General features: G+C 43.3%; 19 protein-coding genes. 11 read left to right on the top strand and 8 right to left on the bottom strand.

Annotated elements, in window-relative coordinates; all coding sequences use genetic code 11:
* Positions 1-244 precede the first annotated feature (244 nt).
* Together MHN32_RS01190 and MHN32_RS01185 are read left to right on the top strand one after the other, a co-directional pair.
* Positions 245-859, top strand: coding sequence for a trimeric intracellular cation channel family protein (locus MHN32_RS01190; RefSeq protein ID WP_235366710.1), 615 nt, complete (start codon positions 245-247; stop codon positions 857-859).
* A 17-nt stretch (positions 860-876) separates the two neighbouring features.
* Positions 877-2,397 carry a YifB family Mg chelatase-like AAA ATPase gene (locus tag MHN32_RS01185; protein WP_239420675.1) on the top strand — a complete coding sequence of 507 codons (1,521 nt, stop codon included), beginning with the start codon at positions 877-879 and terminating at the stop codon, positions 2,395-2,397.
* A gap of 43 nt (positions 2,398-2,440) precedes the next feature.
* Here MHN32_RS01185 and MHN32_RS01180 read toward each other — a convergent pair whose 3' ends face one another.
* Together MHN32_RS01180 and MHN32_RS01175 are read right to left on the bottom strand one after the other, a co-directional pair.
* A complete protein-coding gene (locus tag MHN32_RS01180; RefSeq protein ID WP_010605961.1) occupies positions 2,441-3,136 on the bottom strand; it encodes a response regulator transcription factor in 696 nt (231 codons plus the stop codon).
* A gap of 225 nt (positions 3,137-3,361) precedes the next feature.
* Positions 3,362-5,815 carry a prolyl oligopeptidase family serine peptidase gene (locus tag MHN32_RS01175; RefSeq protein WP_239420674.1) on the bottom strand — a complete coding sequence of 818 codons (2,454 nt, stop codon included), beginning with the start codon at positions 5,813-5,815 and terminating at the stop codon, positions 3,362-3,364.
* Positions 5,816-5,981: 166 nt separating this feature from the next.
* On the opposite strand from MHN32_RS01175, the gene MHN32_RS01170 reads away from it, so the two are divergent.
* A complete protein-coding gene (locus MHN32_RS01170) occupies positions 5,982-7,109 on the top strand; it encodes a hemolysin family protein (RefSeq protein ID WP_239420673.1) in 1,128 nt (375 codons plus the stop codon).
* On the opposite strand, the gene MHN32_RS01165 is transcribed toward MHN32_RS01170, so the two are convergent.
* Positions 7,093-8,301, bottom strand: a complete 1,209-nt coding sequence (locus tag MHN32_RS01165; protein WP_102055961.1) for an EAL domain-containing response regulator — start codon at positions 8,299-8,301, stop codon at positions 7,093-7,095. The genes MHN32_RS01170 and MHN32_RS01165 overlap by 17 nt on opposite strands.
* Before the next feature lie 210 nt (positions 8,302-8,511).
* Here MHN32_RS01165 and MHN32_RS01160 point away from each other — a divergent pair, with 210 nt between their 5' ends.
* On the top strand, positions 8,512-9,522 hold the full coding sequence (locus tag MHN32_RS01160; protein WP_239420672.1) for a site-2 protease family protein: 1,011 nt from the start codon (positions 8,512-8,514) through the stop codon (positions 9,520-9,522).
* A gap of 30 nt (positions 9,523-9,552) precedes the next feature.
* Here the strand turns inward: MHN32_RS01160 and MHN32_RS01155 are convergent, their stop codons facing one another.
* Entirely contained in the window at positions 9,553-10,866 is a 1,314-nt protein-coding gene (locus MHN32_RS01155; protein ID WP_239420671.1) for a TIGR00366 family protein, read from the bottom strand.
* 220 nt (positions 10,867-11,086) lie between these two features.
* Between MHN32_RS01155 and MHN32_RS01150 the strand changes: the two genes are divergently transcribed.
* Positions 11,087-11,314 (top strand): hypothetical protein, encoded by a 228-nt coding sequence (locus MHN32_RS01150; protein ID WP_010376621.1) that lies wholly within the window; start codon positions 11,087-11,089, stop codon positions 11,312-11,314.
* Positions 11,315-11,317: 3 nt separating this feature from the next.
* Here MHN32_RS01150 and MHN32_RS01145 read toward each other — a convergent pair whose 3' ends face one another.
* On the bottom strand, positions 11,318-12,262 hold the full coding sequence (locus MHN32_RS01145) for an AEC family transporter (RefSeq protein WP_227387574.1): 945 nt from the start codon (positions 12,260-12,262) through the stop codon (positions 11,318-11,320).
* A gap of 62 nt (positions 12,263-12,324) precedes the next feature.
* On the opposite strand from MHN32_RS01145, the gene MHN32_RS01140 reads away from it, so the two are divergent.
* Positions 12,325-12,693, top strand: a complete 369-nt coding sequence (locus tag MHN32_RS01140) for a YacL family protein (protein ID WP_010376624.1) — start codon at positions 12,325-12,327, stop codon at positions 12,691-12,693.
* A 309-nt stretch (positions 12,694-13,002) separates the two neighbouring features.
* Here MHN32_RS01140 and MHN32_RS01135 read toward each other — a convergent pair whose 3' ends face one another.
* Positions 13,003-13,704, bottom strand: a complete 702-nt coding sequence (locus MHN32_RS01135; protein ID WP_088531994.1) for a 2OG-Fe(II) oxygenase — start codon at positions 13,702-13,704, stop codon at positions 13,003-13,005.
* A 29-nt stretch (positions 13,705-13,733) separates the two neighbouring features.
* Between MHN32_RS01135 and MHN32_RS01130 the strand changes: the two genes are divergently transcribed.
* A complete protein-coding gene (locus MHN32_RS01130) occupies positions 13,734-14,132 on the top strand; it encodes a thioesterase family protein (RefSeq protein ID WP_010605953.1) in 399 nt (132 codons plus the stop codon).
* Here the strand turns inward: MHN32_RS01130 and MHN32_RS01125 are convergent.
* Together MHN32_RS01125 and uvrA are read right to left on the bottom strand one after the other, a co-directional pair.
* On the bottom strand, positions 14,113-15,207 hold the full coding sequence (locus MHN32_RS01125) for a hypothetical protein (protein WP_206473421.1): 1,095 nt from the start codon (positions 15,205-15,207) through the stop codon (positions 14,113-14,115). The genes MHN32_RS01130 and MHN32_RS01125 overlap by 20 nt on opposite strands.
* A 50-nt stretch (positions 15,208-15,257) precedes the next feature.
* Complete coding sequence (gene uvrA, locus MHN32_RS01120; protein ID WP_239420670.1) at positions 15,258-18,080, bottom strand: excinuclease ABC subunit UvrA; 2,823 nt, start codon at positions 18,078-18,080, stop codon at positions 15,258-15,260.
* 180 nt (positions 18,081-18,260) lie between these two features.
* Here uvrA and MHN32_RS01115 point away from each other — a divergent pair, with 180 nt between their 5' ends.
* The 4 genes from MHN32_RS01115 (at position 18,261) to MHN32_RS01100 (ending at position 23,032) form a co-directional block, all read left to right on the top strand.
* A complete protein-coding gene (locus tag MHN32_RS01115; protein ID WP_010605950.1) occupies positions 18,261-19,007 on the top strand; it encodes a transporter substrate-binding domain-containing protein in 747 nt (248 codons plus the stop codon).
* A gap of 144 nt (positions 19,008-19,151) precedes the next feature.
* Positions 19,152-20,519, top strand: coding sequence for an MFS transporter (locus MHN32_RS01110; RefSeq protein ID WP_239420677.1), 1,368 nt, complete (start codon positions 19,152-19,154; stop codon positions 20,517-20,519).
* Between the two features lie 17 nt (positions 20,520-20,536).
* Complete coding sequence (ssb, locus tag MHN32_RS01105; protein ID WP_010605948.1) at positions 20,537-21,190, top strand: single-stranded DNA-binding protein; 654 nt, start codon at positions 20,537-20,539, stop codon at positions 21,188-21,190.
* Positions 21,191-21,445: 255 nt separating this feature from the next.
* Entirely contained in the window at positions 21,446-23,032 is a 1,587-nt protein-coding gene (locus MHN32_RS01100) for an EAL domain-containing protein (RefSeq protein WP_239420669.1), read from the top strand.

The following is a 23,032-nucleotide window of genomic DNA, read 5'->3' as shown; positions in this document are numbered from 1 at the left end:
AGAGGCCGAGGTAGCACCTCATCAAGAGCCCGGATATAAGCACGCAATCACACCAATAATGCTAAAAATGGCTTGTACAATTGGAGGAGTCCATATAAGGCGGTTTATCCGCAGGCATTCATCCTAAATATTTTATAAAGACACTTTACTCTGTTCATTGAAAACTGTAAATATCGGCGATCCCACTACCTTTTGTGTGAGATCTTCGTTATGATTTTGCTTTTGTTTCACAACTAATTACGAAATGTCAGAACTCTATCATTGGTTTGATCTCTTGGGCGTCATGGTTTTTGCAATTTCGGGAACCTTAATTGCGCATAGTAAACATATGGATGGCTTTGGTGTGATTGTCCTTGCGACTGTAACTGGTATCGGAGGGGGAACATTACGAGACTTGATTTTAGATCAACCTGTTTTTTGGCTTCATGATACTAGCTATATTTACGCTATTTTATTTGCTGTCGCTGTGAGTATATGGTGGCTAAATCGACATCAAAATATTCCAAGAACTGTACTGCAGGTTGCTGATGCCATTGGGCTTGCTTTTTTCGCTGTAATGGGAGTACAAAAGGCTTTAAGTATTGGAATGCCTAATACTACAGCTGTGATCATGGGCGTATTGACTGGGTGTTTTGGTGGAGTCATCAGAGACGTGTTGGCTCGCGAAATCCCCCTTCTTTTAAAAGGAGAGTTATACGCGATCACCTGCATTTTTGGCGGGATAGTCTATACTCAAGCAATTAAATTGGGCATGGTAACAGAATACGTAATGGTATTGTCCATGGCGGCAACCTTGTTATTAAGATTAGCGGCTATGCGATACCACTTGGTGTTACACGTATTTAAATATAAATATTAAGTAAGCAGGAGACATGGATGTCTTTAGCAAGAGTCTTCACTAGAGCACAAGTTGGTATTACTGCACCAGAGGTAATTGTTGAGGTGCACCTTAGCAATGGTTTACCTGCCTTTGGTATTGTTGGCCTACCTGAAACCTCCGTTAAAGAAGCCAAAGAACGCGTCCGTAGTGCACTTGTTAATGCTGGCTTTTTATTTCCAGAACAGCGTATCACAGTAAACTTAGCACCAGCAGACCTACCAAAAGATGGGGGCCGCTTTGACTTTGCAATCGCACTCGGTGTTCTCGTCGCATCAGGACAGTTAGATAGCCATGCTATTACTGATAAAGAATTTTATGGTGAGCTTGCGCTAAACGGTGAGCTTAGGACGGTCACTGCCATTTTACCCTCTGTAATTGCTGCTGCGAAGGAGGGGCGAACTGCTTACTTGCCAATTGGTAACGATGCAGTTGCGAGCCTGGCTGCGGATGCCAATCGTGTTGCTATAGGCTGCTTGCGTACAGCATGGTTAGGTTTAAGCGGCCAGCAATCACTTATGTTTAATCAACTTTACCCAGATGATTTAAATATACAAGCTTCAAGGGGGAGTTTGCTGGACATGGCTGAGGTGAAAGGGCAAGAGGGGGCAAAGCGAGTACTAGAAATAGCCGCGGCAGGTGGGCATAACGTTTTATTTCTTGGTCCTCCTGGTACTGGAAAATCGATGCTTGCTCAGCGCTTACCTACGATAATGCCATTAATGACGGATAATCAGGCGTTAGAAACGGCTTCTATCTATTCCATACTGGGAAAAACCATCAGCCAATTAAACTGGAAAACAAGGCCTTTTAGAGCTCCACATCATACTTGCTCTGCAGTAGCCTTGGTTGGAGGCTCGTCAAACCCTAAGCCTGGGGAGATATCATTGTCCAATAATGGCGTTCTATTTTTGGACGAGTTACCAGAATTTGATAGGAAGGTACTGGATTCATTACGTGAGCCGATGGAAACGGGCATGGTAACGATTTCGCGCGCAGCTCGGCAAGTTGATTACCCTGCAAACTTTCAACTGATCGCAGCATTAAATCCCAGTCCTACAGGTTGTTACACTGACAAAAGAGCGTCTCCAGATCAAGTATTGCGCTATTTGGCTAAGATTTCAGGTCCATTTTTAGACCGAATAGATCTACAGGTAGAATTACCTCGTCTAAAAACAGAAGAGCTACAATCCCAGAGTAATGGAGAGTCTAGCGCGACAATAAGGGCTAGGGTGGAGCAGGCCTATAAAACAGCTTTAGCACGTCAGGGAAAATGTAACGACCAACTGAGTGTAAAAGAGCTAAACCATATCTGCTATCTTGCTGATGCTGAAAGTTTATTTCTAGCAAAGGCAGCAGAAAAACTAAAGCTATCACCACGTTCATATCATCGAATAATCAAAGTTGCGCGTACCATAGCGGATCTGAGCTCTACACCTAATATTAGCTTGTCACATTTAAAGGAAGCGCTTAGTTATCGCGCGCTGGAGAGGTTGTTAGGTCAGCTAACACAGTATTAGCTAACGGCACTTCAATAGATAGGGAGTGTATTATTGGTAAAGGTTAAGCTGACAACATATAACCTTTACCGCGAACCGTAACAATGCGTTTTTGCTCTTTTTCATCGCCGAGTTTTTTGCGTAGTCGGCCAACTAAGACATCAACCGTTCTGTCACTTGGGCTCCAATCAGGTTGCCCAATGTCTTCTGAAATACGCTCTCTGGATGTTGCCCTTCCAGCATTGGAAATAAGACAAATCAACACTTTATGCTCTGCTTCGGTAAGTCGAGACTCAATGCCATGTTGATTGATTAAGGTACGGTTATCAGGGTGTAGTTTAAAGTCTGCATATTCAATAAATTCTTCCGATTCATCGTCTTTATTACCAACTAAACGTTTGTATAAGGCACGCATACGCAGTTCAAGCTCAAGCGTATCAACAGGCTTACAGACGTAGTCATCAGCACCTTGCGCAAGACCTGCGATTCTATCGGCTTGAGAGTCTCGACTAGAAAGCATGATGACACCAAGGTCTGATAAGGTATTAATTTCTTTCGCGAGTTGCAGGCCATCAGTGGCGGGTAAAACAACATCAACAATAGCAAGTGCAAATGGGTTTTGGGTTTGAGCTTGAATAAGCTCAAGCGCAGTAGCACCCGTATTGTCTACAGTGATACTGAACTCGGTATTTTCAAAGTGACTACACAGCCGCTTTGCTAAGAGTTCATCATCTTCAACTAATAAAACCTTTATGCTCATGTTTTCACTGTTAATTGTTGTTTAATTGTCGTAAATATAACACTGAGAGATCGCTGCTTGGAAGTGCATGAAACGAATTCTTACAACTCTGTATCTGGCACGTTAACCTGACAACCTAGTTCGATCAAGGGGAAACAGAGCTTTATTATTAAATTATATACAATGATGTGTTTGATTGCTGCTTCCATAAACAAAAAGGCGGCACAGAGTGCCGCCTAGCATTGATTACTTACCGTATAGATGTTCCCACCATTGTGGCTCTTTTTTTAAATGCTTGTCGAAATAAGCCAGCATGGTGTTCCACCAATGGAAGCGCTTGTCACGAGCAAAAATTTGATGATCTGCGCCTTTGTATTCGACCAATTCAACATCTTGGCCAAGGATCTTCAATGCGGTATACATATTATGACTTTCACCTGGCGGCACATTGGTATCCGCGTCACCGTGAATTAACAATAATGGTGTTGTTACTTTGTCTGCATTAAATACCGGGCTATGTTGTGAGTAAAGCGTTGGATTGTTCCAGGGGAAACTTCCTTTTGAGGCCTCGCCAGAATACAAATAACCCCACCAGCCTTGACCCCAGTATGAAGTAATATTAGAAATACCAGCATGTGAGATAGAAGCTGAGAACAAATCAGTTTTTGTTGTCAGCAGCATAGTCATGAAGCCGCCGTAAGAAGCGCCTAAATTACCTAAACGCTTGTCATCAACGAAAGGGTAGGCTTTCACAAACTCTTTGGTACCCATGATGATATCGTTAGCGGTGTGTTCACCCCAAGCATTGACGTGTTCTGCTGAGAACTTCTGACCGAAACCTGTCGCACCTGTTGGTTGCAAGACATAAACAACATAGCCATTTGCTGCCCATAAGTTAAATGGATAACGCCCTGTAAAGCCACGAGTCACTGGAGAAGTGCCGCCGTAATAATAAACGAGTGCTGGGTATTTTTTAGCTTTGTCTAAATCGTGTGGTAGATACACGCGGCCTTTAATCTCCACGCCTTCAGTATTGGTAAAATTAAACTCTTCTAGGTTGGCGATTTCTGCGTTCTGGTATGCGATATTTGCTGAGTCCCAGAGCGTGTCAGCTCGCTTATCTGAGGTTGACATGGTTTTTAACTGTTGCGGAGTTGATGCTGTAGTTCCCGTGAACAAGATCTCTGGGTTACGTTCACTAGACACAGAATAGTTCGCGACAACATCCAGCCCGGTGTTTAAGCGTTTGAAAGTAGACTTACTTTCGTCGAAGAAGAAAAGCTGTTGACGATCTTGGTCAGTCGCTTTTAGTACCACATCGCCATTATTGAGTACGGTAAAGCTGCCTATGGCTGGGTCAAAGTTTTTACTCAGTGCTTTTACATCGTTGCCTTTGCGATCTATCCAATAAAGTTGGCCGTCATAATTATTCGCGAGCATACCTTCAGGTAAGTTGCGCCCCGCACCTTCTGCAAAATCAGGACCTGCAGTTACATAAATACCATTTTTAGTGTATTGCGCGCCGCTAAACGTACGATACTGACCAATAACACTTTGCTGATTGTTTGATAGATCGATTTCTATTAGCTCTGTCAACATGTGAGGAGGTTGCGCGTAGTCTTGCTTATTACGCGTTGCTAAAACCGTGTTTGCTTGTGCGTCAAAGTCGGCCAAGCTGTGGCTTTGTGCGCCAACGGTCACAGGATTAAGTAGCCCACTTTTGATATCAAGTAAGAAGATTTGTGACTGGGTCCGGGCATATGACCATCTATCTTCTAATCCTTGATAATGTTTAGTCAGTTTGCCTTCTTCTTTGCCGCTGTTGGTCCAAGCAAAAATAAGCGTGTCATTATCAAAAAACTCGATACTATTCGCGCCATTGAGCTTAGTAGCAACTTGAGTACGTTTAAAGGTTTTTAGATCAAGGATGTAAGCTTTATTATCTTTTAAATAAGTGAGTTTGCTGCTGTCATCACGCCATGCAAAGCTATTTGCACTCATACCATCGAAACTGTAAAGCATGTCACCATCTTCATTGTATAAAGCAGTTTCGGTGATTGCTGAGTTGCCTTTTTCATCATCGTAGTGGCGGACGGTCGAAATGTAATATTCGCCGTTAGGTGCAAGTGAGATAGCACTCACCGTTGGAGCATCAAACAACTGCTTTGCAGACAGCGCTTTGGTTTGTTTTTCTGTTAGCGTGATAACGTCATGCGCTGCTTCGCCTTCAAAGCTGAGAGCAACCTTATTCCAGTCATTTACCTGCTCAGCGATAACGAGAATTTGATGATCGCCCTTGACGACATCAAGCTGAACCTCTTTAACACCGGAGACTGGCTCTCCATTTAGAAAAACTTTGGCTTTCTCGATGCCCTCAAGCTTTAGCTTACCTGAAACAAAACGTTCAGTAGTGAAATTAAATTTTAGAGCCTGCAATCCAGGTATCGTTAATTGTGTAGTTTTGTTTAGAGGCTGCCATTTGCTCTCATTATTGAATAGCGTTACCTGTTTGACGTCTTGTTGTAATGATGGTAGCAGGTTTTCAATAATTGCATCACGATGAGCTGTATCAGCTGGCTTTATTGTTGATTCGCCTGCGATGGGACCCAAAAATTGTATTTTTGATTCGTCTAATGGGCTTGCTGAAAGTTGTGCTGAGACTGCCGTAAATAGTAGAGTGACGGCTGTACGTAATTTCATTTATGTGCGCCTATTGTAGGTAATTATATGATAAAACTATATCATAGTATTTTGAACTGGTTGTATTGCTGCGATAGACGTCCTAAATTTAATAGTCTGTGTTGATGAGCAACATAACGTATGCGGTTAAGCAAACACTTAGCGTTGAATAAAGAGGAGAATTTACTTGGTTTTATTATTAACCTACATGTTTTTGGCAATAGCTATCTCTTTTATCTGTTCGGTGATGGAAGCAGTGCTACTTAGTATTACGCCAAGCCATATAGGGATCTTAAAGCAAGACAATGATGCATTAGCATCGCGAGTTCAACGCCTTAAAGACAATATTGATCAGCCTTTATCTGCCATTCTAACGTTAAACACCGTTGCGCATACCGCCGGTGCTGCAGGGGTTGGCGCACAAGCTGCTGTGGTATTTTCAGATGCAGCTGTCGGTATAGCCTCGGCAGTGATGACGCTACTGGTTTTGGTACTGTCAGAAATCATTCCGAAGACTTTAGGGGCGACTTATTGGCGCGGGTTAACACCTATCGTTTCAAGTGTGTTGGTATGGCTAGTTCGAATATTGAAGCCATTCGTGTGGATGTCTGACCAACTTACAAAAGTGATAGGTCGTAAAGAAGACGAAGCCCACTACATTCGTCAAGAAATCGAAGCAATGGCGGAGATAGGCTCTGAAGCAGGCGCGTTGCACCAAGATGAAACTGAAACTATTCGCAGCTTGTTGCGTTTTCGCCACGCCAAACTAGAAAGCATCATGACACCAAGAACGGTGTTATTTAAGGTGCATAAAGATATGACAGTGCACGAGTATTTGTCTGAGCATGGTTCGGTTGCTTTTTCTCGGGTGTTGGTATTCGATAAAAACACAGATGACATCATCGGCTTTGTACACAAGAATGATATTATGCTTGCTTATCATAGGCTTGGAGAAGAATATAAAATTGGTAAGCTATCTCGCCCTCTTTATACCGTACCGGAAACACTAGCTGCGCCAGAGTTATTCAAAGCGTTACTGGCAAAGCGTCTACACATTGCGCTTGTCATTGATGAATATGGCGATGTACAAGGCATAGTGACATTAGAAGATTTGCTTGAATCATTAATGGGAATGGATATTGTTGATGAGCGAGAGCAAACCACCAATATGCAAGCTGCTGCTAAGCAAAAGTGGCGAGAGCGAGTAGATAATCATGATAATTTGATTGAAGACAGCGACGAAGCTGAAGAAGTGTCTGAAACGCAAAGCCACGGAGAGGAAACATCCTCTCCAGAGGTTAAGGGTTCGAATTAATCATGCGCTGCCAAGAGTGTATCCACCCGACTAGGTCTGTTAGTGGTTTGGGTTTGCTGATTAAAAAACCCTGCATTAATAGGCTATGCTTGTAGCGGTCAAGGTATTGTAGCTCTTCAATCCGCTCTATACCTTCAGCCACTATGTCTAATTGTTGATTTTGTGCGATGTCGATTAAGCTGTCGATAAGTACCTGTGAAAAGCGATCGGATTCCACATGGGTTATCAAAGAGCGGTCGATTTTGATCTCGGTAAACGGCAAAGACTTTAACTGCTGAATATTGGTAAACCCAGTACCAAAGTCGTCTAACGAAATATCAAACCCTCGGATCCGTAAACGGTTCATTGTCTCCAATTGGATAGACTGATTCATTGGTTGGTTTTCAGTAATTTCTAAAATGATATCACTAGGCTTTAAACGGTTTATTTCTAAAATAAGTGCCAATTTATCTGGGCAGCTTAAATCATTTAATTGCACAGGTGATAAATTAAAGGCCATTTTAATTGGATAATTGAGTTCAGATTTGATTGCTTTAAACTCATCCGTTGCCTTTTCAAAAAGCTGGAAAGTAATGATATTGATTAGATCTGTATCTTCGGCCACGCCAATGAAATGGTCCGGTAAAATAACCTGCTCAGTATTTTTAGACACAATACGGGCAAGCACTTCGACACTTTTTATCTTTTTGTCACCACGGTGAACCTTTGGCTGATAGTAAGGCGTAATTTCATTGTGACTAATGGCATGCAAAAGATCGCTTTCGGTCACCTTTTCAATGCGGCTACGTTTAACCGTGGTATATGTCTCCATTTTTTTGAGCATACGCTCGACATCAACCAATTGTACGGGCTTAGAAATATTGCCGATAAGGTGTGCATTGGACTGTCTGGCAAGATTGGTTGCCAGGTCAATAATCTTCTCGTCCATTTCGGAAATAATAATAATGCCGCCAGAAAACCTAAGCTCTCCTAGTTGGCGAATAAACTCCATACCATCCATTTCGGGCATATTGAGATCTGTAAAAATGGCGTCAAATTGATGAGGAGTCTGCCGTATTTTTTCTACAGCATTCACCGCACTTGAGCAGGTTGTGACATGCTCAATGCCAAGCTCAGTCATAATAGCTTGCATTACGACGAGGATCGCGGGTGAATCATCTACTACCATTATCCGATGTTTTGCTAATGACATTAACAATTCCTTCGTATACCTTACCTCCTTAAAGTCTAGTACAAATAATTTAAAGTGCTCAAATCTCAAAACGCTTTAAAAGGTGATTTTTACTCAATTTGAAGCGCAATAATGACACTTTACCTACATTTTTCTAATTCAGATTTCGGCAGCACTTTATGAAGCGGACGCTTTTAGCGATAATGCCTCAAATGACCTTTGGATCTGAATATGAATAGAGTCGAGCTTTCGCTAGCGGACAAAGCGGTATCTATCTTTTTTAACCAACAACAAGTAGTACAGCTTTTTGTTGAGCAGCAAGCCATTACCTTTGAAGAGCAACATAATGGCATTTTCGCGACCATTGATGGACAAGCACTGGCGGTAAATACAGAGCAGTTACCTCAGGGATTACTTGGTATTGCAGTAAATGGAGCTGAGCTTCAGTGGCTCGAAGTGAGCACTGAAACACCTAAAGAAAAACGCAGCTTATTTGGTTTGGCAGCATTGGGCTTAAAGTTATTTAAAAGTGCAAAGGTGGTTAAAGCTGCCTTGGCTGGTGCATCCGTGGCAGGATACGCATGGCTATTTTCTTGGCAGTTTGCGCTTATGCTTGTGGCTTGCTTAGTTGTTCATGAATATGGTCACGTTCGGGCTATGCGCTATTTTGGGATTAAAACAAAAGGTATCTATTTGATCCCTTTCGTTGGTGGTCTGGCTGTAAGTGACGATAAGATCACGACCCGCTGGCAAGATGTAGTTATTTCGTTGATGGGACCGGCATTTGGTTTGATAACCTCAATCCTTGGAGTGGTGTTGTATTACGTGACAGAGATGGAAATCTTTGCAGGTGTTGCAGTATTAAGTGCACTGTTGAACTTATTCAATTTACTACCCATTTTGCCGTTAGATGGTGGACATGTTCTAAAAAGCATAAGCTTTTCAATGCGCTCTTGGGTGGGGGTATTGGCGTGTATGGCAGGAGTATTATTCGGCCTTTGGATAAGTTACACCTTTGGCTTAATCCTACTGGTAATATTCATTTTGATTGGTAGTTTTGAAATCCTGATTGAGTGGCGTGGCCGTAATTATAGTCACTTATTACCCCTTGACCGATATGGGCAAGTGGTCAGCGCCATTATGTATATAGTTGTTATTACAGGTCATGTTGCGGTAATGATGCATTTTGCTGATTCAGAGAATCCAATCCTAAGCTTACCAATGAAAATTTTATCAAGTTAATCTGTGTAAGAAGGTGCATTACGCACCTTCTTACAGGGGCAGCAACAATAAAGTTGCGATAATTACACCCGTTACCAGCAATTGTACTAGGCAAAATCCCATAATATCTTTGGCTTTAAGACCTGCAATTGCAAGTACCGGCAGTGCCCAAAAAGGCTGGATCAGGTTAGTCCAAGCATCACCCCATGCAACTGCCATCGCGACTCTGGCTATGTCTGCATTAAGTGCTTCTGCTGCGGGAATAATAATTGGTGCTTGTACTGCCCACTGACCGCCACCTGAAGGCACAAATATATTTACAAGGCCTGCACTTAAAAAGCTCCACAGCGGTAATGTCCATTGACTGCTAATAGAAACAAATCCTTGAGATATTTGTTGCGCTAGTCCAGTTTCGACCATCATAGCCATGATCCCAGCATAAAAAGGAAACTGGATCACGATACCGGCACCTCCTTGAATTGCTTGTTGTAGACTATTGAGAATATTTGCAGGGGTTTTGTGTAGCAGCATGGCTAAGAACAAAAACAGGGCTATGACGATATTCAATGTCAATGTGCTTGCATTAAATATAAAGTAAAAGCCCAAGTAGCTAAGACCTATTGCTCCTCCTAACATACCAAGCCATGAGGCATTTTCTAATTTTGCAGCCGGAGTATTGTGGGTACTGATATCATTACTTTGTTCAATGAGCTTTTCTTTATCAACAATAATTGCGTCATCATCTTTGGGAAGCATCAATTTATTTATAAGTGGTAAAACGATAAAAATACTGAGTACGATGAGCAGGTTAAATGGTGCAAAGATAGTCTCTGAAGTGGTAACAATACCTATGCTCTTTTCACTAAAGTGCCCCGGAGTTGCGATAGTCAGGGGGACTGAGCCTGATAGGCCTGCGTGCCAAACAACAAAACCAGAGTAAGCACTAGCCACTAACAGGCGATAATCAACTTTCACTTTTCGAGCGATGGCCTTTGCGAACAAAGCCCCGACTACTAAGCCAAACCCCCAATTTATCCAGCTGGCGCTCATCGCAACAAAGGTGGTGAGTATAATTGCTTGAGAGGGAGTTTTAGCTAAGCCTGCGATACGGTCTAGCGCTTTCGCTATTGGAGGGGTAACAGCAAGCATGTGACCACATAATAAAACTAACAACATTTGCATCGCAAAAGTAAGCAGCTTCCAAAAGCCATTACCCCATGCCTCAAGCACCATGACAGGCGTTGCTGGAGTAAACAATGTAGCGAGCATCATCACCAAAAAAGTGAGTAAAAGTACAATCACAAATGGATCGGGTAGATACTTGTCGACTAATTTTGTTAGCGGGGTGGTAAACTTGCCAAGCATAAGACATCCTGTTTTCATTATTATTTTATGTAAATCAAAGTGATTGAGTTACGCATCATAATATAGCTAAACTTTAAGCTAAAAGTTAGTGGTTTAGGCTAACTTATAGTGAACAGAAAATAATGAGTTTCATTGGTTTCCTTTAAAATCAAAGTGTTAGGGTTGGCATGAAATCTGATATATTAAAAAGAAAGACTTTAAGTAACTAAGAGAGGTAACTATGTCTGGACAAGGTTCTGGTGGTAATGTAATTGCAGCGATTTGTAACGTCTTTTTCCCTGGCCTTGGTCAGTTGGTTCAAGGTCGTATATTGGCGGCTTTAATCTTCGCAATTGTTGTTGTAGGTGGGTATGCACTGTGGTTTTTATTGGTTCCACCTGTGATTGCAGCCGTTTTCCATTTGTGGGCTATTATTGATGCTGCTAAGTATACGCCGCCTAGGTATTAACGGTTATACCAAAAAGTATAACCACCCAGTCAGGCTGATCATACTCAGCACAGTAGACAGCACAACGGTAGCCGCAAGCGTTGCTTGTTGGCTGTCGAGCTGCCTAGCAACAAGATAGGCATTGACTCCCAGCGGAGAGGCACTCATTAAAGTCACCACCTGAACTTGTTGAGTTGCCAATCCTAAATAAGTGGCAAAGAGATAAACCAATCCCGGTAGTAGTATCAGTTTTACTGCACTTAGCCATATTGCACCCTGTAACTTTCCCCGCACGCCATACTGTACCAAGCTCGCACCCAGAATAAATAGCGCCCCTGGAATGGCTGGTTTTGCCAACCAACTAAAGCTTTCATGTATTAAGCTTGGTAGTTTTAACCCTGCAATGTTTAATATCAAACCGCTCGAAATACTTATCACTATTGGATTGAGCAGCAGGGGTTTCACAATATCCACCTTATTTTTGTGTCTTGCTGCCAGTAAAAAAGTCATAAAAAACAGCATTGCACTGTGGAATGTAATAATCATAAATACCATGGCAGCGGCTTGCTCACCGAGTGTCATTAAGATAATCGGTAATCCGACTAACACGGTATTAGAGTAGGTGCCACTTAATGCTAATGCTGCACTGTCTGTTTTTGAACGATGTTGCGCTTTAAAGAGAAATAGGTATAAGCCTGCATAAGTCAGAGCGACTGGGAGATAAAAGGATAATAACAAGGGACCCGTCGCGAGGCTTTTCAGATCTGCTTGCACCATACTGCTAAATAACAGTACAGGAATACATAAATTAAAGATAAAAGTACGCAAGCCATCAAGCTGATTGATGGCGATAAAGCCAATCTTTGCACTCAAAAACCCAGAAATAACGATAAAGATGAGAGGAAATAAGATCTCAACAGGCGACATGCGTTGACCAACAATCGAGTGGTTAAAAGGTAATTCTATCAATGAATGCTTAGCGGACGCCACTTAGGTATAATAAAACAAGGTGATTTAGTTAAGAAGTAAAGATGGAATACCAGTTTATTCGTGACCCACTTTCTGGGTTTCGAGCTCGCTTAAATGACGAGCATGCGTTGATAGGTCGGTGGCTGAGCGAAGAGCTTGCACATGAGCGTATTGTCAGCCTGCTGACACAGCTTGAAAACCTGCCAAATCAAAAAGAAGAGCTTGTGTTGGCTGGAAAAGAGATCCGAGCCACGTTCACGCCGCAAGAAGCATTATTTGAAAGCCACGCTCTGTTTCATGAAAGTGATGACATAGCACAATACCAAGAAGACGCACTGGCTTTAGATGAATCGGGTATGATGGCGGTGTGTGGCTATGAAGATTTTTTACCCATGCTGATAGAGTGGGCTGAATTTACCAAAGCTAAATAACCTGAGCTGCGGATAATTAATGCCTTTCTAGCAGCCAGTTTTAGCGCTAACTGCGTTGAATTCACTTCTAATAGCCAGCTATTGGTGCGTAAATTCGCCTTGCCTACAGGATGTAGGTACCTTAGCGAGAGCAGGACGCGGAAGCGGAGTTATCCCCAAAACTCTCTGGCTAGATAAGAAGATAGTTTAAGGTGATTAAAAAACAGTGAGTTAGCCCATTCCTTATCCAAACCTCAGGTTAAATAAGTTCTGTGGGGTCTGTTGATCTTGCGTGCTTGAATTCAACAGCCCCTGAAGTGTAGAGATAGCTTATTTGGGCGTACCATAGAGCTGCTCTGCTCTATTAAATAACACCCATGAAGTGAGTATATACTTATCATTAGAAACTGGAATATTACCTCTATGTGTATGTGTAAAATACCCTGGTGCTATCACCATAGAACCTTTTACTGGGGCAATTTTACGCTGCTGATAATAAAACTCGGTCTCGCCACCTTCCTCGACATCATTAAGGTAGAACATAAATAACAGCACTCGGTGTAAGGCTTCATTATGGTCATGTTGAGGGTAGACTTCGCTGTGCCAGTAGGGGTAACCGCCTTTATTTATTTGATAGCGTTGAGCTTGGATAGCGCCTAAACGAAATAGCTGTTGAGCAAGGACCGGGAGTTGTGGCTTGCCTACTTCTTCAAAGTTATCCACAGTGAGATCGACAGGTTCACCAGTTTTGGGGTGATACACTTTAAGTCCAAATGCACCGATGATCATAAAGAAATGTTCTTCAAGGTACTCAAATAAGTGCTTTGCCGTAACCTGTTGAATGTGTTGTAACTGTTTGGCATAGTCAGGATAGGAATTTAAATAAAGGTCGTGACTGACTTTTTTACTCAAGTCGACACCACCAGATGTAGTCCCCTGTTTTAAATGTGGACTTTGATCGAAGGTCTTTACGAATTCATCGCAAAAGTCTGAACTGAGTGCGTTATCGTAAACGCGAATAAAATCACTCATGTTTTTCCCTAGTTTTTATTGGAGTTATTATGCTGTCTGAAAAGCTTATGCCGCGTTTTTGCGACACAGATGTGCTTGGACATATCAACAATACCGTACTCCCTGTGTGGTTTGAAGCCGCGCGCACACCTATTTTCAAAATATTTACACCAGATTTAAATCCAAAAGAGTGGAAATTGATTGTTGCCAAAGTCGAAGTCACCTTTAAAGGGGAGCTATTTTATGGTCAGGAAGTCGAAATAAAAACGGCTGTTGAACATATCGGCAACAGCTCATTTGTGATTTTGCAGCAGGCTTGGCAGCATGGAGAATGCTGTGCTGAAGGTAAAACCATTATGGTGCGATATGACTTTGCGGTTAAGCAATCTCAACCGCTGAGTCAGCAAGAGCGCGATGCGCTAGGCACTTTTATGGTTGCTGCGGCTTAAACTGGTGACCAATTGCCGCTGAAATACAAGGCTTTACTGTATAGGTGTAGCCGTATTCCGCGGCGTTATCCGGCATGATCTCTAAGATCTCATAATCGTTTAATTCAACAATATTACTGCCTTCGCTATGTTCACAGCGTGAGTTTCCGTCAGACTCAAAGCGAAAGATAAAGTAAGCCAATATTTGGTTAAGCACATCGTTATAGTTTTTGCCTTGCTCATGTAAATCTGGGTTAGAATCGTTATTAATAGATACCGTTAACGACTCCGGCTCATCTGCAGTGGACTGTGTTTCATCTTGTTGTGGAGTACCGCCACTCATGTCGGCCACTTGTGGTTGAGTTTCCGATGATCCTTCGTTTTCTTCTTCGGAGTCTGCTAAGCGTGATTCTTTCGCGTTGGCATGGAAAGAAATTCCGTCCTCATCTATTTTGAAATCAGAAGAAAACTCAGTAAATGCGGTTGAAGCACCTGATTTAGCGATGCCGAGCACCAAGAAAGCCAATAAAACAAAACACATGATCAACCTGATGATTGCTGTTGTTGCTGGATAACGATAGTGGTTCTGATGCCAAAAAGGCTTTATACGTAATGGTTTAAGCAGGAAAAGTACAACGACATAGCATGTCATAAAGAGTTGCGCGAGAATCAACAAGAAGGTACTGGTAATAAAAAACCAAGTAGGTAACGATAACAACACACTCAAATTATGTGTGTAAGGGAAATTATCCGTGCTGACCCCAGTTAAATCGTTGATACGGCCATCAGCTTGCACTAACACAAAGTTAGCGATAAAGGCATAAAATAACAGTATCAGTGCTTTACCTGGCACACTTTCCCAAAAGGTCATGATCCTTGGCCAGAATTCATAACATAGCGCCGTTACTGTGGTTATTAAGATCAAAAAAGCGGTGAAGTTATCATCTTCAGTTTCACTCAAGCTGAACATAAAAATGATAAAACTAACTAAATAATAGCGTTGAGCCAGTGTTAGGCTTTGCCAAAATTGGCCGATGGAAAAGCGCAGCCTTGCTAGGTACGCGGTTAAGTTTTTTGGCGCGAGAAGTTGATGCATAATAAATGAATTTGTAATTATTATGCACCAATAATAGAGACTTTTAGAAATTAAGACAATAAGGGCTTAAGGTACTTACCTGTATGCGAAGCTGCAAAGTTAGCCACCGTTTCAGGCGTACCTGAGACGAGTATTTGACCGCCTCCAGCTCCCCCCTCTGGACCTAAGTCTACAATCCAGTCTGCGGTTTTGATGACATCTAGATTGTGCTCGATAACCAACACGGTATTACCATGATCGCGCAAACGATGTAATACCGCGAGTAGCTGTTGAATATCATGGAAGTGCAGACCTGTGGTTGGCTCATCGAGAATGTAGAGTGTTTTGCCGGTATCTCGTTTTGATAGTTCACGAGCGAGTTTAACACGCTGCGCTTCACCACCGGACAAAGTCGTGGCGGCTTGCCCTAAACGAATGTAGGAGAGGCCAACGTCCATTAAAGTTTGTAGTTTGCGATTGATTGCGGGAATCTTATCAAAAAATTCCCGGGCGTCCTCAACTGTCATTTCCAACACTTCGTGGATATTTTTACCTTTATACAGTACTTCCAGTGTTTCACGGTTATAGCGCTTACCAGTACAGACATCGCAAGGAACATAGACATCCGGCAGGAAGTGCATCTCAACCTTGATAACTCCATCGCCTTGACAGGCCTCACAGCGACCGCCTTTAACGTTAAAACTAAAGCGGCCAACCTTATAACCGCGTGAACGCGATTCTTGTGTTCCTGCAAATAATTCGCGGATAGCGGTAAAGATCCCTGTATAAGTTGCTGGGTTTGAACGTGGTGTGCGACCGATAGGACTTTGATCAATATCGATAACTTTATCGAGGTGATCTAGCCCATGAACTGATTCATATGGTGCAGCTTCTTGCGTTGTTGCACCGTTTAATTCCTGATGAGCAAGCTTGAATAGGGTGTCATTAATGAGGGTAGATTTACCAGAACCAGATACCCCTGTTATGCAGGTCATTAGACCAACTGGTACTTTTAAATCGACACTTTTTAGGTTGTTGCCCGTCGCGCCTTTAAGCTCAAGCCACTTGTCATCACATTGATGACGTTGCGCTGGAACTTCAATGCATTTCTCGCCACTGAGATATTGACCAGTTAATGAGTCTTTACTTTGCATTATCTCATCGCGAGTTCCCTCAGCGACGACATAGCCGCCGTGTACGCCGGCGCCTGGACCGATATCGATGATGTGATCGGCTGCACGAATGGCATCTTCGTCGTGCTCTACCACAATCACGGTGTTGCCAAGATCTCTTAAGTGCGTGAGTGTTTTAAGTAAACGGTCGTTATCGCGCTGATGTAGACCAATTGAAGGCTCATCCAATACGTACATTACCCCCACGAGGCCGGCGCCAATTTGGCTTGCAAGACGGATCCGCTGAGCTTCACCGCCAGATAAAGTATCAGCACTACGCTCCAAAGAGAGGTAGTTTAGGCCTACATTGATCAAGAAAGATAAACGGTCGCGGATCTCTTTGAGTATTTTGTCCGCAATTTGTGCTTTTTGGCCTGTGAGTGCTAAGTCGATAAAAAATTGACTGGCTTCGCCGATACTCATCGTTGTTACAGTTGGCAGGTTGGTCGAGCCGATAAACACATGGCGAGCTTCTTCGCGCAGTCGTGAGCCATGGCAACTTGGGCACGCTTGGCTGGTTTGATATTTGGCAAGCTCTTCTCTTACTGAACTGGACTCCGTTTCCCGATAACGGCGATTCATGTTGTTTAACACGCCTTCGAACTCGTGATTGCGGGTGATAAGATCGCCTCTGTCATTACGATACTTAAACGCGATTTTAGTTTTGCCTGAGCCTTCTAAAACCACTTTTTGAAATTTACTCGGCAGATCCTGAAATGGCGTTTCTAAATCAAATCCATATTGCTCGGCAACCGAACTTAGCATCTGAAAATAGTAAAAACTGCGTTTATCCCACCCTTTGATTGCACCGCCAGACAAGCTTAGTTCTGGGTTTTGCACTACACGTTTGGGATCAAAATACTGCTTTACCCCCAAACCATCACAGCTTTGGCACGCACCTGCGGGGTTATTGAAAGAAAACAGTCGTGGTTCAAGTTCGCTCATGGCATAGCCACAAGTTGGACAGGCAAAGTTGGCCGAGAAGATCAGTTCGTCTGCGTCGCTATCATCCATATAGGCGATTTGCGCAATGCCATCAGCCAAATCAAGCGCGGTTTCAAAAGATTCGGCTAACCGCTGCTCAAGCCCTGCTTTAACTTTGAAACGATCCACCACGACTTCTATGGTATGTTTTTTCTGTAACTCTAGCGTTGGTGGATCTGAGAGATCGCACACCTCGCCATCAATACGTGCACGAATAAAACCTTGGCTCGCAAGCTCTTCTAGCAGTTTTACGTGCTCACCTTTACGGTTTTTCACCACCGGTGCAAGCAGCATGAGTTTGCTACCCTCGGGTAGCGCCAACACAGTATCAACCATTTGACTGATGGTTTGTGCGGCTAACGGTAAATCATGCGTAGGGCATCTCGGTTCACCCACTCGGGCAAAGAGTAACCTTAAATAGTCGTATATTTCGGTAATGGTTCCCACGGTTGAGCGTGGGTTATGAGAAGTCGACTTCTGTTCAATGGAAATCGCGGGAGACAAGCCCTCAATGTGATCCACATCTGGTTTTTCCATCAGCGATAAAAACTGCCTCGCGTACGCAGACAAAGACTCAACATAACGACGCTGGCCTTCTGCGTATAAGGTGTCAAATGCTAAAGACGACTTCCCTGAGCCAGAAAGACCCGTGATCACTATCAACTTGTCTCTTGGAATGGTGAGTGAAATGTCTTTTAAATTGTGGGTGCGGGCACCCCTAACTTCTATTTTATCCATACGACCCTTGTGTTTTTTCGTGCGCTGTACTGAGTACGCGATACTAATCCACTAAATTGAAACCTGGATTAGTCAAAGCATGATGTGAAGTGAACAGATTACCGCATCCCGAATACAAAATTAAGTTATCTCTGCTAAACGAACTAAACTTATTAAACCGATCAACTTGGGATATTGATTTTGTATCGACTTTTATTGCTTTTGGCGCTGCTTTGCCAAAATGTCTTCGCCTGTGAGCTGGTGGTACGGTTTGAGAATTATGCTGCGCAGTCTAAGTTAAATGACGACCTTGTTTGGCACGGTATGGATGTTGATTTCGCTAAAGCCTTGTTGGATGAAGCAGGGTGTAGCTATCGTTTCGTAAGTATTCCTTGGGGTCGGGCGCTGAAGCTTTTAGAGGAGGGCGATATCGATCTTATTTTGAGCGTCACAAAAACACCGGTACGTGAACAGTTTGCGCATTTTATTGGTCCTCAACGAATGGAAACGATTGTTTTTGCAATGAACTCAGGCGAGCCTCATCAGCTTGACTCACTTGAGTCGTTATTCCATCTGTCAAAGCCCATCGCTATTCAGCGTAATGCTTATTACGGTGAGGCGTTTACAGCTCGCCTTGCGCGTCGTACCGACAGTGAAACACAATTTATTTATGTACCCGACAATCAGGTAAAATTGAATTTGCTCAAAAAAGGACGGATAGCAGGGTTTTTAGAAGAAAAATTCAACATCCTGTATCAAAGTAAAAATAACCCTGATTTTGAAAAGTTTGCGATTAGCCCGTTGGTTATTAACGAAAACCCAGTATATTTTGCCTTTAGCAAGGCACGCACCTCGAGCGAGCGTTTGCAGCGTTTGAGTCAAGCATTTGAACGGGTTAAACGTAGCGGAAAATTAGATCAGATCACGGCCAAGTACGGCACCAACTAGCCTAGCGCTTTTTTCTCTCGAAGTAAGCCGTTCAAAATCATGATGGTAACAATCGCATTGCAAAGATCCGTTCGCGCTAGTGTAAGTTAAGAAAAGAGTTTGTTAAACTTGCGCGTGATTTTCGATAGTGATGAATACCGCCTTATGTCTAATGACTCTTTAAATCCAACTGAAAAGCGCGCCGCGATTTCTCTTGCTGGCGTTTTCGCTTTCCGCATGCTTGGTTTGTTTATGCTGATGCCTGTGTTAGCTGTTTACGGCCAGTCTTTACAGGATGTCTCGCCACTGTGGATTGGTTTGGCTATTGGTGCTTATGGTTTGACTCAAGCTGTACTCCAGATACCTATGGGTTGGCTGTCTGATAAGTTCGGTCGTAAGCCAATCATCATTGGTGGGTTGTTGGTATTTGCATTAGGATCCGTTATCGCGGCATTAGCGGATTCAATCTATTGGGTGACATTTGGTAGAGCCCTACAGGGCATGGGCGCGATTGCAAGTGCTTTACTTGCGCTTGCTGCGGATTTGAGCCGTGACGAGCAGCGTCCGAAGGTAATGGCGGTCATTGGCATGTGCATAGGTATGAGCTTTGCTGTAGCCATGTTATTAGGACCAATGATTGCGGCGTCTTTTGGTATCGAAGGGATCTTCTGGCTGACGGCGGTATTGGCAATTGTAGGTATCGCTATCATTACCTTTATGGTGCCAAATGCGGTAAATAAAGCCCCAAAAGGTGACACAATAGCAAGCTTTGCAGATATTCGTCGCTTGGTGCAAAACCCACAGCTACTGAGGCTCGATCTTGGGGTGTTGCTATTGCATTTGACGCTGACTACAATTTTTGTAGCCTTGCCAGGCCAGTTGATCCGTGATGGTCTTGCTGCAGATAGGCACTGGCAACTCTATATTCCGGTATTTTTACTCGCCTTTATTTTGATGGCACCGATGATGATAGTGGCAATCCGCAAACAAAAAGAAAAGCAGACATTCTTGCTGTCTATTGCAATGTTAGTGGTAAGCTCAGTTACTTTGTATTACTTTGTAGATTCACTGTGGATGATCGCAGGTGCAATGCTGGTCTATTTTATTGCCTTTAATTTTCTCGAAGCAACTATGCCTGCGTTGGTTTCTCGCATAGCTCCAGCAAACCAAAAGGGATCGGCGATGGGAGTATTTTCATCTGGCCAGTTTCTAGGTGCATTTATAGGTGGTGCTTTGGGTGGTATCTTGGCACAAAATTTTGCGGTCGATACGATATTTGCCGCGACGGCCATTATTGGGGTAATATGGTTTGTTATCGCATGGGGCATGCAAGTGCCACCTAAGAGCAAAGCGATCAGCTTAGTTTCTGCTGTAGAAAATGAGCAACAAGCGACGGAATTGGCAGACCAATTGGTTTCATTACCTGGGGTACTTGAGGCCACGGTAGTGAGAGATGAGAATCGTAGCTACCTAAAAGTAGATGATAAAATTTTTGATTTGAAGCAAGCCAAGCAAGTGCTGGGCTTGTCATAGTGTGAGGAGACAATGCCATGGCACGTGGTGTTAATAAAGTAATTTTGGTAGGTAATCTGGGCCAAGATCCTGAAGTTCGCTATATGCCAAACGGTAACGGCGTGGCTAACATCAGCATTGCAACTACGGATAGCTGGAAAGATAAAAACACCGGTCAATTGCAAGAGCGCACAGAATGGCACCGTGTGGTGTTGTTTGGCAAACTTGCGGAAGTTGCGGGTGAGTATTTAAGAAAAGGCTCGCAGGTGTACATTGAAGGTCGTCTACAGACTCGTAAGTGGACAGATCAAAGCGGCCAAGAAAAGTACACAACGGAAATCGTGGTGGACATGGGTGGCCAAATGCAAATGCTAGGTGGCCGTGGCGAGCAGCAGGGTCAAGGTGGCGGCCAGTACCAAGGTGCTCAACAGCAGCAAAATAATTATGGCCAGCAAAGCTATAATCAAGCGCCTCAGCAGCAATATTCGCAGCCACAGCAAAGCCAGTCAAACCAACAGCAAGGTGGATTCGCACCACAGCAATCGCAACAGAATTCTCAGCAGTCTTCTGGATTCGGTGGCCAGTCTCAAGGTGGCTTTGCACCACAACAGAACCAAAACAACGGTCAATCAGGCGGTAGCTCAAACCCTATGGAGCCACCAATTGACTTTGATGATGATATTCCGTTCTAAATGGTGGTATAGCATCTACGAAAACCCTAGCATCATGCTGGGGTTTTTGTTTTTTACTGGTATAAATATCTCTAAGAAAATGATGAAGAGTAAGCTTAGATAAAGCTTACCATCTTGTACGATTAATAAACTTAACGCATTTCTAGTTTTGGCTCAGTTGCTTATCCTTTCTGTACAATTAAAAGCCGCATCTCGCTTGAGTTTTGCACTATTTTGAACAACACTTCAGTTATCTTTCCACCCAATAAAAACATTATGCCAATTCAGCTGTTAGATGGATTTAGTCGTCAGTATCAAAAAAAGCTAGTCGCGGTAAGTTTGGCGGTGTTGTTGTGTCTAAATTTCCTTCTTAATCATTTACTGCACCTTCAGGTTCACACGCAAGGCGAAGAAGCCGCGGCTGAAATTTCTCAGCTATCAGCTGAAGCTTTTGCTGCGGGAGTAAGTGAAATAGCTACGAAGTATGGTTTTTCATTGTTACCTGTTGCGAATGCAGAAGAGCACCAATTTGTTGCCAATGACCAAACCGTTACCTTGTACCATGAATCTATATGGATAAGTCATGGATATATATTGATATTTTTCAATTTATTGTCAATTGGACTGGTGTTATTCGTACATCGGTGGTGGTTTTTATACGGTAAGGTTGAGTCTACCTCACATGCGCAAAAGCCTGTGGCTTTACCAGCCCCCGCTCCAGAAGGGCAGTATGCATTATTTGCGTTAATCCATTGGCAGTGCAGTACGCCTAAAGAAGTTGATCTGCAGTTACATTTTCAGCTTGCGCTGGTTAAAGGCGTTGGAGAGTTTGGGACGGTGGCAGTTAAATATCTAGCTTCAGGGGCATTAGCCGTGACAGTAAAGCAGATAGGGGCGACTAAAGGTATGGACTTGGCAAAGCAAATGCACGAAATCGTTTATCGAGTATTGCTAGAGTTTCGGGGGGATTTATCTCGCAGCAAAGTGAAACTTGGCGCTTGTTTTTATCAGGAAAATAAACAACAGACACAGGTTTATCAAAGCGCAAAATCAGCGCTTTCAATTGCGCAAAATCAAGTGTGGCAACATACTCATCTAGTGCATCTCACAGAGTTATTGGCAAAACGCCTTAACGAAGACGGTGAAGCTTTGCTGAGTTATTTGAAAGCCGGACAGTTTTCCTTATTCTTCCAGCCGTTGTTCGACTTTTTAGCCGAAGACGTAATTGTAAGCGAAGCGCTACTAAGAGTGACTCACAAAGAAATGGGGCGAATTTCGGCCAAGCAGGTGATGCAACACCTTTATACCTCAGAGCAATTTCAGTTTCTGGATAGAGCGATAGTGAAGCAGGTGTTGTCTGTTTATGAGCAGGAAAGGAGTTTTGGTAAGGTAAGCATTAACTTACACATATCGAGCTGGGTGGATAGCCAGTTTATTGATTGGCTAGAGGGACAGCTCATTGCGTCTCATAGTGGTGCGGCAATAGGCTTTGAACTTAGCATAGAAGAGGTCTATCAACATGGAGAGCGATTGCTAGCAGCTTTTGATAGGTTGAACCGACTTGGGTGCGATATTTATTTGGATAACGTTACACAAGCTCTTACGCTAGGGCGCACACCGCTTGCCGAGTTGGTAAAAGCTATCAAGCTCAGCTGCGAGCTGGTACACGGCATTGAAAAGTCTGCGTATCGTAAACGCACAGTTAAGCAAATAGTCGCTCAAGCAAGAAGCTTAGGTATTCCAGTATATGCAGTGGGGGTTGAAACCGTTGCTGAATTGAGTTGTATCAAAGGGCTTGGAGTGAAAGGGGCCCAAGGGCATTATTTTTCCGCACCGTTACAACAGCTCGCTGATATTCACTAA

It is taken from the genome of Pseudoalteromonas sp. Of11M-6 (genome assembly GCF_022347905.1).
In the GTDB taxonomy this organism is placed as follows: Bacteria; Pseudomonadota; Gammaproteobacteria; order Enterobacterales; family Alteromonadaceae; genus Pseudoalteromonas.
The sequence above is the reverse complement of the archived record's forward strand: the minus strand, read 5'-3'. Positions and strand labels throughout refer to the sequence as shown.